The following is a 10,879-nucleotide window of genomic DNA, read 5'->3' as shown; positions in this document are numbered from 1 at the left end:
CGCGTAAAGCCGCGGTGGAAGCCGCTATCGCCCGCGCCAAAGCGCGTAAAGCCGAACAGCAGGTCGCGCCGGTGGAAGCCCCGGTAGCCGAGCCGGTCGACCCGCGTAAAGCCGCGGTGGAAGCCGCCATCGCCCGTGCCAAAGCGCGTAAAGCCGAACAGCAGGCTGCGCCGGTGGAAGCCCCGGTAGCCGAGCCGGTCGACCCGCGTAAAGCCGCGGTGGAAGCCGCCATCGCCCGCGCCAAAGCGCGCAAAGCCGAACAGCAGGCCGCACAACCGGATCTCGCGTCAGCCGCAGCCAATGACGACCCACGCAAAGCGGCCGTCGCCGCGGCGATCGCCCGCGTTCAGGCGCGTAAAGCAACACAGCAGGCAGTTAACGAGGAATAAATGGTTTTCAGAATCGCAAGCTCCCCCTATACCCATAACCAGCGGCAGACCTCGCGTATTATGCTGCTGGTGCTGCTCGCCGCCGTGCCTGGCATTGTGGTCCAGACCTGGTTTTTCGGCTGGGGTACCGTACTGCAGATTGTCCTCGCCGCATTGACGGCCTGGGCAACGGAAGCCGCTATTCTCAAACTGCGCAAACAGCATATTGTGGCGACCCTGAAGGACAACTCCGCCCTGCTCACTGGCCTGTTGCTGGCGGTGAGTATTCCACCGCTGGCCCCCTGGTGGATGGTGGTGCTCGGCACTGCCTTTGCCGTGGTGATCGCCAAGCAGCTGTACGGTGGATTAGGCCATAACCCCTTCAACCCGGCGATGATCGGCTACGTCGTGCTGTTGATTTCATTCCCGGTACAGATGACCTCCTGGCTGCCTTCATATGAAATTGCCGCCCAGGTTCCGGCGTTCAGCGATGTGCTGCAGATGATCTTCACCGGGCATACCGCCGCCGGGGGCGACATGGCCAGCCTGCGACTGGGTATCGACGGCATCAGCCAGGCCACCCCGCTGGATACCTTTAAAACCTCTCTGCATGCCGGGCATAGCGTCCAGCAGGTGCTGCAATTGCCGGTTTACGGTGGCGTACTGGCGGGCCTCGGCTGGCAGTGGGTGAATATCGCCTGGCTGGCGGGCGGTCTGTTCCTGCTGTGGCAGAAAGCGATCCGCTGGCATATTCCGGTCAGCTTTCTCGTTAGCCTTGGGCTGTGTGCCACCCTCGGCTGGTTATTCTCGCCGCAAAGCCTGGCGTCGCCGCAGATGCATTTGTTCTCTGGCGCCACCATGCTCGGTGCTTTCTTTATTCTGACCGACCCGGTGACGGCTTCAACAACCAACCGCGGCCGCCTGATCTTCGGCGCCCTCGCCGGCCTGCTGGTGTGGCTTATTCGCAGCTTCGGCGGTTACCCGGATGGCGTGGCATTTGCCGTTCTGCTGGCGAATATTACCGTGCCGCTGATCGATTATTACACGCGCCCGCGCGTGTACGGCCACCGTTGAGAGAGCGATGATGTTAAAAACGATGCGAAAACACGGCGTCACGCTGGCGCTGTTTGCCGCCGGATCCACCGGGCTGACGGCGGCGATCAATGAACTGACGAAAAGCACTATCGATCAGCAGGCGGCCCTGCAGCAGAAAGCGTTATTTGATCAGGTCTTACCCGCCGACCGCTATAATAACGATCTGCTCAAGAGCTGCTATCTGGTCAGCGCCCCGGCGCTGGGCAAAGGCCAGCATAAAGTGTGGATAGCCAAAAATAACGACCAGCCGATCGGCGCGGTGATGGAAGCCACCGCGCCGGATGGCTATTCCGGGGCAATACAGCTGTTGGTTGCTGCCGATTTTAGCGGCACGGTCCTCGGCACCCGCGTGACCGAGCATCATGAAACGCCGGGCCTGGGCGATAAAATCGAGCTTCGCCTGTCGGACTGGATCACCCATTTTGCCGGGAAAGTCATCCACGGTCAGGGCGACAGCCATTGGGCGGTCAAAAAAGATGGCGGCGATTTTGACCAGTTCACCGGCGCCACCATCACCCCCCGGGCGGTGGTCAATGCCGTTAAGCGCGCAGGCCTGTATGCACAAACGCTGCCTGCGCAACTTCCTGAATTCACCGCCTGTGGAGAATGACCATGAGCGAAGTTAAAGACGTCATCGTCCAGGGCCTGTGGAAAAATAACTCCGCCCTGGTTCAGCTGTTAGGGATGTGCCCTCTGCTGGCGGTCACCTCGACCGCCACCAACGCCCTCGGGCTGGGTCTGGCGACCACCCTGGTGCTAACCTTAACCAACCTGACCATCTCCAGCCTGCGCCGCTGGACGCCGGCGGAGATCCGGATCCCCATCTACGTGATGATCATCGCCTCGGTGGTGAGCGTCGTGCAGATGCTGATCAACGCCTATGCCTTCGGCCTCTATCAGTCGCTGGGGATTTTCATCCCGCTTATTGTGACCAACTGCATCGTGGTCGGCCGCGCCGAAGCCTTTGCCGCCAAAAAAGGGCCGGCGCTGTCGGCACTGGATGGCTTTTCTATCGGCATGGGCGCCACCTGCGCGATGTTTGTGTTGGGCTCCCTGCGCGAGATCCTTGGCAATGGCACCCTGTTTGACGGCGCCGACAGCCTGCTTGGTAGTTGGGCAAAGGTGCTGCGCATCGAGGTTTTCCATACGGATACCCCCTTCCTGCTGGCTATGCTGCCGCCAGGCGCCTTTATTGGCCTCGGCATGATGCTGGCGGTAAAATACCTCATCGATGAACGTAGCAAGCAGCGGAAGGCGCAAGCGGCCCGGGCCGTTTCTGTCGCCCCGTCTGACGTGACAGGGAAAGCGTAACATGAACAAAGCCAAACGCCTGGCGATCCTCACCCGGCTGCGGGAAAACGATCCCCATCCCACTACCGAACTGCATTTCAGTTCGCCGTTCGAGTTGCTGATTGCCGTTCTGCTTTCTGCACAGGCCACCGATGTCAGCGTCAACAAAGCGACAGCCAAACTCTATCCGGTGGCCAATACGCCCGCAGCGATGCTGGCGCTGGGGGTGGATGGGGTGAAATCGTATATCAAGACTATCGGCCTGTTTAACAGCAAAGCGGAAAACGTCATCAAAACCTGCCGCATCCTGCTGGAGCAGCACAACGGCGAGGTGCCGGAAGACAGAGCGGCGCTGGAGGCGCTGCCCGGCGTGGGCCGTAAAACCGCCAACGTGGTACTAAACACCGCCTTTGGCTGGCCGACTATCGCCGTGGACACGCACATCTTCCGCGTCTGCAATCGGACGCAATTCGCCCCTGGCAAGAACGTTGAGCAGGTGGAAGAGAAGCTTCTGAAGGTGGTCCCCGCCGAGTTTAAGGTCGACTGTCATCACTGGTTGATCCTGCATGGACGTTATACCTGCATTGCCCGCAAACCGCGCTGCGGCTCCTGCCTGATTGAAGACCTCTGCGAATTTAAAGAGAAAGTCTACGCCTGATCCCTTCTTCTGAGCCATAACTTAACCCTGAGTTATGGCTCGAATTTGTGCATTTAACCCGCCGTTAACACCAGAAAATGTCTCTTATGATGGGTAATAATCCGGCTATATAACGAACAATCAGTGCTTTCATTTTTTCTCGATGCAAAATTTCTATACATTTGTGATCGAGATCATGCTCGCAACTTTATGTTGATTATATGTTGTGAAAATGAAAACAAATGTCAGGCAATACAACGATTGAGCAAAGATTACCAGGATAATAGACCATTAATTTTTAGGATAATGGACCATATCACTACCCATAAGGTCAATCAGTAGAATATATCGCCTTTTTAACGAAATCAGACTGATGAAAAAGATAAAAATAGCAATCATAACAAAACGGTGAAATTTAACTCTGGATAACATTCATATGTCCGGAGCATTATGCCACCCACATTATGTGTAACAGTTTATTACAAAGGCCTTGCCTGATGCGCCAGGATAGTGAACATTACCTGCCGTTTTCCCTCCCAAAATAACTATAAAGGCGGCGGTCCAACGAGATTGCGCCCCGAACACCCCCCAGTAAATATGGGATGTAAAAAAAGAGGTATATGTGTCTACTGCAAACAATAAACCAGCAGAAAGCGTGAGTCTGAACGCTTTCAAACAACCACGCGCGTTCTATCTCATTTTCTCGATCGAGTTATGGGAGCGTTTTGGTTATTACGGCCTGCAAGGGATCATGGCCGTTTACCTGGTAAAACAGCTGGGTATGTCGGAAGCGGATTCCATTACTCTGTTCTCCTCCTTTAGCGCGCTGGTCTATGGTCTGGTTGCTATTGGCGGCTGGCTGGGCGATAAAGTGCTGGGCACCAAACGTGTCATCATGCTGGGCGCTATCGTGCTGGCCATCGGCTATGCGCTGGTGGCCTGGTCCGGCCATGATGCTGCCATCGTCTATATGGGTATGGCGACCATCGCCGTCGGTAACGGCCTGTTCAAAGCCAACCCGTCCTCCCTGCTTTCTACCTGCTACGACAAAAACGATCCCCGTCTGGACGGTGCATTCACCATGTACTACATGTCCATCAACATCGGTTCGTTCTTCTCGATGCTGGCAACCCCGTGGCTGGCTGCTCGCTTCGGCTGGAGCGTGGCGTTTGCCCTCAGCGTGGTGGGGATGGTGATCACGATTATTAACTTTGCCTTCTGCCAGAAATGGGTAAAACAGTACGGTTCGAAACCGGACTTTGCCCCAGTGCACATGGGCAAACTGCTGGCGACCATCGCTGGCGTGGTGGTGCTGGTCGCCATCGCCACCTGGCTGCTGCACAACCAGGGCATCGCACGTATGGTGCTGGGCGTCGTCGCACTGGGTATCGTCGTGATTTTCGCCAAAGAAACCATCGGTCTGAAAGGTGCCGCGCGTCGTAAAATGATCGTCGCCTTCCTGCTGATGGTAGAAGCGATTGTCTTCTTCGTACTGTACAGCCAGATGCCGACCTCTCTGAACTTCTTCGCGATTCGTAACGTTGAGCACTCGATCCTCGGTATCGCCTTCGAACCGGAACAGTATCAGGCGCTGAACCCGTTCTGGATCATGATTGGTAGCCCTATTCTGGCAGCCATTTATAACAAGATGGGCGACCGCCTGCCGATGCCGCACAAGTTCGCTATCGGCATGGTACTGTGCTCCGGCGCGTTCCTCGTCCTGCCTTTAGGGGCGAAGTTCGCCAGCGACGCCGGCATCGTCTCGGTTAACTGGCTCATTCTGAGCTACGCGCTGCAGTCTATTGGTGAGCTGATGATTTCCGGCCTCGGCCTGGCGATGGTCGCTCAGCTGGTTCCGCAGCGTCTGATGGGCTTCATTATGGGCAGCTGGTTCCTCACTACCGCCGGCGCGGCGATCATCGCCGGGAAAATCGCCAACCTGATGGCGGTGCCGGAAAACGTCACCGATCCGCTGGTGTCGCTGGAAGTGTACGGCCACGTGTTCCTGCAGATTGGTATCGTCACCGCGGTTATCGCCGCCCTGATGCTGCTCACGGCGCCGAAGCTGAACCGTATGACTCAGGACGACAGCGCGGACCTGAAAGCACGCGAAACCGCGGCAGCCTGACGCCGCAGGGAAAACCAATTATTTTTAAGCCGCTAACGTTAGGTTAGCGGCTTTTTTTTTACCCCTGGCGGGACTAACATACAGAAAACTGCAGCCACGAGGAGTTACGCATGAAACTGTTCTACAAACCCGGCGCCTGTTCCCTGGCCTCGCATATCGCCCTGCGCGAAAGCGGCCTGGATTTCACGTTGCAGAGCGTGGACCTGGCCAAAAAACGGCTGGAAAACGGGGATGATTATCTGCTGATCAACCCGAAAGGTCAGGTGCCCGCGTTGCTGCTGGATGATGACATCCTGCTCACTGAGGGCGTGGCTATTATGCAGTACATCGCCGATCAGGTGCCGGACCGCCATCTGCTGGCGCCAGTGGGCTCCATTGCCCGCTACCAGACCCTGGAGTGGCTGAATTACGTGGCCACCGAGCTGCATAAAGGCTTTACCCCGCTGTTCCGCCCGGATACCCCGGAAGACTATAAGCCTGTCGCGCGGGCGTTGCTCGAGAAGAAACTGCAGTATGTTGATACGTCGCTGGAAGATAAACAGTGGCTGACCGGCCATCGCTTTACTATCGCCGATGGCTATCTGTTCACCGTGCTGCGCTGGGGCTATGGCATAAAACTGGATATGGCTGCCTATGGTCATATCGACAGCTGGATGGCGCAGGTGGCAGCGCGTCCGGCGGTGGCGGCCGCACTGGCGGCTGAAGGCTTAAAATAAGGCCTGAACCTGCCCGGCGGACCGTCGGGCAGGCCCGGGGAGTTACAGCCGGGTGGCGCTGAAGCAGTGCTCCGGTACGGCAATGCGATCCTGCGCCGCCACCACCTGCAGTTCATACTCTTGCATGTTTTTGGTGGTGAGCATGATCTCGTACACCGCGGCGGTAACGTGCTCAAGCGCATCGCGCAGGCTGGCACCCTGCAGCAGTTTCACCAGCAGCAGTCCACTGGTCACATCGCCGACGCCAACCGGCTGACGCAGGCCAAAATCCACCAGCGGCCGACTGATATGCCAGGCTTCTTCGGCCGTCACCAGCAGCATCTCAAAACGATCCATGCTCAGACCGGCGCGGGAAAGATGTTTAACCAACACCACCTCCGGCCCCTGGGCAATCAGCTCCCGCGCAGCAGCTACCGCTTCGCTGACGCTGGCGACCGGATGACCGCACAGGATCTCCAGCTCAACCAGATTCGGCGCAATAATATCGCTGGCCGGCAGCGCATAGCGCACGTGGAATTCCGCCACGCCGGGCGCGACGATACACCCTTTCTCCGGATGGCCCATCACCGGGTCACAAAAGTACTTCGCCGCCGGATTGGCCGCTTTCACCTGACGCACGATACCGAGGATATGCTCGCCCTGTTCAGCGGAACCGAGGTAGCCGCTCAGAACCGCATCGCAGGTCTGCAGCTTGTCGATGTCGGCAATGCCCTGGACGATCTCCGTCAGGTGTGAAGGCGGCATCACGCAACCGGTCCATTTACCGTATTGCGTATGGTTGGAGAACTGAACGGTATTCAGGGGCCAGACATTGGCGCCCAGACGGCGCATCGGAAACTCGGCGGCACTGTTGCCGGCGTGGCCAAACACAACGTGAGACTGAATGGCGAGGATGTTCTTCATTTTCTTACCACAACCCTAAAAAGAAAAAGGGCGTGGTTTCCCACGCCCTGGTTTTATTTTTTATTTCCAGCAGACCAGGCAGTAATTCTTTTTACCGCGACGCAGTAAGGTGTAGCGGCCGAACAGACGGTCGCTGTCGCTGAATACATATTCCGGGTCGGCCTGTTTTTCACCGTTGATGGTCACCGCGTTCGAGGCAACGGTTTTACGCGCCTGACCGCGGGACGGCTGCAGCTCGGAATCCACCAACGCCTGCAGGAGATCGGCGCCTTTTTCCATTTCGATCATCGGCACGCCATCCTGCGCCAGCTGTTCGAAATCTGCTTCGCTCAGGTCGCTCAGGTTACCGTTGAACAGGCTTTCGGTAATGCGCTTCGCCGCTTCCAGGCCTTCTTCGCCGTGGACCAGGCGCGTCACCTGCTCTGCCAGCACGTACTGGGCGCGCGGCGCTTTACCGCTGTTTTTGTCTTCTTCTTCCAGAGCATTGATCTCCGCCATGTCCATAAAGGTGAAGAACTTGAGGAAGCGATAGACATCAGCATCCGCGGTGTTGATCCAGAACTGGTAGAATTTGTACGGACTGGTTTTCTTCGGATCCAGCCACACGGCGCCGCCTTCGGTTTTACCGAATTTGGTGCCGTCTGCTTTGGTGATCAGCGGAACCGTCAGGCCAAACACCTGGTTCTGGTGCAGGCGACGGGTCAGATCGATACCGGAGGTGATGTTGCCCCACTGGTCGGAGCCGCCGATCTGCAGCGCTACGCCGTGCAGCTTGTTCAGGCAGGCAAAGTCGTACCCTTGCAGCAGGTTGTAGGAGAACTCGGTAAAGGAGATACCCTGATCGTCACGATTCAGACGCTGCTTCACCGCTTCTTTGTTGATCATCTGGTTAACAGAGAAGTGTTTGCCGATATCGCGCAGGAAGGTCAGCACGTTCATGCTGCCAAACCAGTCATAGTTGTTCGCCGCGATCGCCGAGTTGTCGCCACAGTCAAAATCAAGGAACGGGGCCACCTGTTTGCGGATTTTATCCACCCACTCCTGCACGGTATCCTCGGTATTTAGCTTACGCTCAGCGGCTTTAAAGCTTGGGTCGCCAATCAGACCGGTTGCGCCGCCCACCAGCGCTACAGGTTTATGACCTGCCTGCTGGAAGCGTTTCAGGCATAACAATGGAACAAGATGCCCCAAATGCAAGCTGTCAGCGGTAGGATCGAAGCCGCAATAGAGCGCGATCGGGCCTTGCGCCAGTCGCTCTGCTAACGCTTCCTCGTCCGTCACCTGGGCTACCAGCCCCCGCTCTTGCAATTGTTTAATCAAGTTACTGCTTGCCATCAAATTCTCCATGTATAAACGACTGCACCTCTGCCGGTACACGACTTTTCGCCAGATGCGAAAAGTACATAGAATAAAGCGCCGGCCCTTTCAGCGCCAGCGCTTCGATAACTAATTTCGGCGTTTACGGTGCCAGGCGGTCTATTTTCCAGGCGCCATTATCACGCTGGTATAAAAAGCGGTCATGCAGCCGATGTTCGCCCCCCTGCCAGAACTCCATCTGCTCGACGCTGACGCGGAATCCGCCCCAGAAACTCGGCAGCGGCACTTCCCCCTGCTGGAATTTCTGCTTCAGCTCGAGGAATTTGCTCTCCAGGATCCCGCGGGCGGAAATGCGACTGGACTGCTGGGAGACCCAGGCGCCGATTTGGCTATCGCGCGGGCGGCTGTGGAAATATTTGACCACCTCCAGCGTCGACAAGCGCTCCGCTTTGCCGATCACCATCACCTGGCGCTCCAGCATATGCCACGGAAACAGCAGGCTCACCTGGGGATTTTTTTCAATCTGATGGGCTTTGCGGCTGCCAAGGTTGGTATAAAACACCAGCCCTTTTTCATCGTAATGCTTCAGCAGCACAATACGCTGGTAAGGTTGGCCGCGCTCATCAACGGTAGCAACCACCATCGCGGTCGGGTCTGCGAGTTTCGCGTCACAGGCCTGACGCAGCCAGCGTTCAAACAGCGGCAGGGGTTCAGCAGGAAGATCGTGGCGACGCAAACCGCCACGGGTATATTCACGGCGCAAGTGCGCGATTTGCTGGAGTTCGTCGTTATCAGACATGGCCATTGAGGATGTAGTCATAAGGTGGCGTTATTGTGCGCCCCCCCGACAGAAATCTCAACGTTTGGCCGTCTGCAGCTGACAGTTATCGAGGATGATGCGATCGCGTTTATAGACGGTAGCGGTATCGCCCTTCGACCAGAAGACGTAGACGCCGTCGGTGTAGCGCGCCCCCGAAGCCGACAGCCCCTCAGCCAGGTTCAGTTGCTGATTATCATAGATAAAACTCACCTGCTGGCGGGTGTTATTGCGATGGACCGTTAACGGTTTCTGGTCGCATTGATACTCCAGCGTGTCCGTCTGCATCCGCTCGACAAACTGGTTGTAGTAGCTACAGCCCGCCAGCATAAAAGGTACAACTGCGATAAGAATTTTTTTCATTCGTTTGCCTTCGACTTTCCCGGTCACGGAGGGCACTCCGCCCTCCGCTTAATTTGTCCAGTTTACCGGTCGCGCCGTGTTTAAGATTTCAGTTAACTCCGATTCTGCGGCGGGTTAGCCGGGAAAATGGCGCCCAGCACCGTGGCTTCGCTGGCGCCGGTCACTGAGGGAAGATTACCCGGCAGCCCAGCCAGCGTGCGCCAGGCCAGCCAGGCAAAGGCCAGCGCCTCCATATCATCGCCGCTGATCCCCGCCTCATCGGTGGTGGAGACTTCGGTTCCCGGCAGCAGTGCCGCCAGGCGCGCCATTAACAAGGGGTTACGCGCGCCGCCGCCGCACACTAACAAACGCTCGCAGCCGCCGCTTAACAATACCTGCTCACTGATGGTCACAGCGGTTAATTCCGCCAGCGTGGCCTGCACATCCTGCCCACGCAGTCCCGAATAACGGGCCAGATGTTTTTCCAGCCAACCGTAATTGAAATATTCACGACCGGTGCTTTTCGGCGCCGGTAAAGCAAACCACGGATCGCTCAGCATGTCCTGCAGCAGCGGCAGCAGCACTTTACCTTCGCTGGCCCACTGGGCATCCTTATCATACGGTTTACCCTGCTGACGCCAGATCCAGGCGTCCAGCAACATATTTCCCGGCCCGGTATCATAGCCGCGCACCGGCTGCCCCGGCACCAGCAGCGACACGTTGGCGATGCCACCGATATTCAGCACCATCCGCCGTTCAATGGGATGCGCCAGCAGCGCATGATGAAATGCCGGGACCAACGGCGCCCCCTGCCCGCCAAGCGCCATATCACGCCGGCGAAAATCCCCCACCACCGTGACTCCGGTATGCGCGGCGATCTGGTTGTTGTCGCCGATTTGCAGCGTGTGCGGCGCGTCGCCTTGCGGTTCATGCCATACGGTCTGTCCATGGCAGCCGATAGCGATAACGTCGGTGGGCTTGAGATTTTCCTGGCGCATCAGCGCCAGTACGGCATCGGCAAACAGCCGCCCCAGACGAGTGTCCAGACGCCCCAGTTGTGAGAGGGTCAACGACTGGCCCTGGCAAATCGCGAGGATCTCTTCTTTTATTGGGTGTGGTATGGGCCAGGTGAGACTGGCCTGCTGCGCTACGATGTTTTCGTTGATGGCGGCCAATACGACATCGATACCATCAAGGCTGGTACCGGACATAACGCCAATAAAGCGACCCGATCTCATACGTTTTTCCTTCATTCCATGACCCTCG

General features: G+C 57.3%; 11 protein-coding genes and 1 pseudogene. 7 read left to right on the top strand and 5 right to left on the bottom strand.

Annotation, left to right across the window (positions count from 1 at the left end; translation table 11 throughout):
- The 7 genes and pseudogenes from CW267_RS30245 to gstA all read left to right on the top strand — a co-directional run.
- A pseudogene (locus tag CW267_RS30245) lies at positions 1–389 on the top strand (electron transport complex subunit RsxC); the annotation flags it as partial.
- Positions 390–1,442, top strand: a complete 1,053-nt coding sequence (rsxD, locus tag CW267_RS00640) for an electron transport complex subunit RsxD (RefSeq protein ID WP_012968049.1) — start codon at positions 390–392, stop codon at positions 1,440–1,442.
- A gap of 10 nt (positions 1,443–1,452) precedes the next feature.
- Positions 1,453–2,073: an electron transport complex subunit RsxG gene (rsxG, locus tag CW267_RS00635; RefSeq protein WP_032691405.1), complete on the top strand. Its 621-nt coding sequence runs from the start codon at positions 1,453–1,455 to the stop codon at positions 2,071–2,073.
- 2 nt (positions 2,074–2,075) lie between these two features.
- Complete coding sequence (locus CW267_RS00630; RefSeq protein WP_008804642.1) at positions 2,076–2,774, top strand: electron transport complex subunit E; 699 nt, start codon at positions 2,076–2,078, stop codon at positions 2,772–2,774.
- Position 2,775: 1 nt separating this feature from the next.
- A complete protein-coding gene (nth, locus tag CW267_RS00625; protein WP_008804641.1) occupies positions 2,776–3,411 on the top strand; it encodes an endonuclease III in 636 nt (211 codons plus the stop codon).
- A gap of 601 nt (positions 3,412–4,012) precedes the next feature.
- The gene (gene dtpA, locus CW267_RS00615; protein ID WP_008804640.1) at positions 4,013–5,518 is read left to right on the top strand and encodes a dipeptide/tripeptide permease DtpA; all 1,506 of its coding nucleotides are present in this window, start codon (positions 4,013–4,015) and stop codon (positions 5,516–5,518) included.
- Between the two features lie 110 nt (positions 5,519–5,628).
- The gene (gene gstA, locus CW267_RS00610) at positions 5,629–6,234 is read left to right on the top strand and encodes a glutathione transferase GstA (RefSeq protein WP_008804639.1); all 606 of its coding nucleotides are present in this window, start codon (positions 5,629–5,631) and stop codon (positions 6,232–6,234) included.
- Positions 6,235–6,276: 42 nt separating this feature from the next.
- Here the strand turns inward: gstA and pdxY are convergent, their stop codons facing one another.
- The 5 genes from pdxY to anmK form a co-directional block, all read right to left on the bottom strand.
- Complete coding sequence (pdxY, locus tag CW267_RS00605) at positions 6,277–7,137, bottom strand: pyridoxal kinase PdxY (RefSeq protein WP_008804638.1); 861 nt, start codon at positions 7,135–7,137, stop codon at positions 6,277–6,279.
- A 60-nt stretch (positions 7,138–7,197) separates the two neighbouring features.
- A complete protein-coding gene (tyrS, locus tag CW267_RS00600; protein WP_012968045.1) occupies positions 7,198–8,472 on the bottom strand; it encodes a tyrosine--tRNA ligase in 1,275 nt (424 codons plus the stop codon).
- A 124-nt stretch (positions 8,473–8,596) separates the two neighbouring features.
- Positions 8,597–9,253, bottom strand: coding sequence for a pyridoxamine 5'-phosphate oxidase (gene pdxH, locus CW267_RS00595; RefSeq protein ID WP_032731006.1), 657 nt, complete (start codon positions 9,251–9,253; stop codon positions 8,597–8,599).
- 57 nt (positions 9,254–9,310) lie between these two features.
- Positions 9,311–9,634 carry a C-type lysozyme inhibitor gene (mliC, locus tag CW267_RS00590; protein ID WP_032691200.1) on the bottom strand — a complete coding sequence of 108 codons (324 nt, stop codon included), beginning with the start codon at positions 9,632–9,634 and terminating at the stop codon, positions 9,311–9,313.
- A gap of 92 nt (positions 9,635–9,726) precedes the next feature.
- Complete coding sequence (gene anmK, locus CW267_RS00585; protein WP_008804634.1) at positions 9,727–10,851, bottom strand: anhydro-N-acetylmuramic acid kinase; 1,125 nt, start codon at positions 10,849–10,851, stop codon at positions 9,727–9,729.
- Positions 10,852–10,879 lie beyond the last annotated feature (28 nt).

The sequence above is a fragment of the Klebsiella sp. X1-16S-Nf21 genome, assembly GCF_002837615.1.
Lineage (GTDB): Bacteria > Pseudomonadota > Gammaproteobacteria > Enterobacterales > Enterobacteriaceae > Klebsiella > Klebsiella variicola.
The sequence above is the reverse complement of the archived record's forward strand: the minus strand, read 5'-3'. Positions and strand labels throughout refer to the sequence as shown.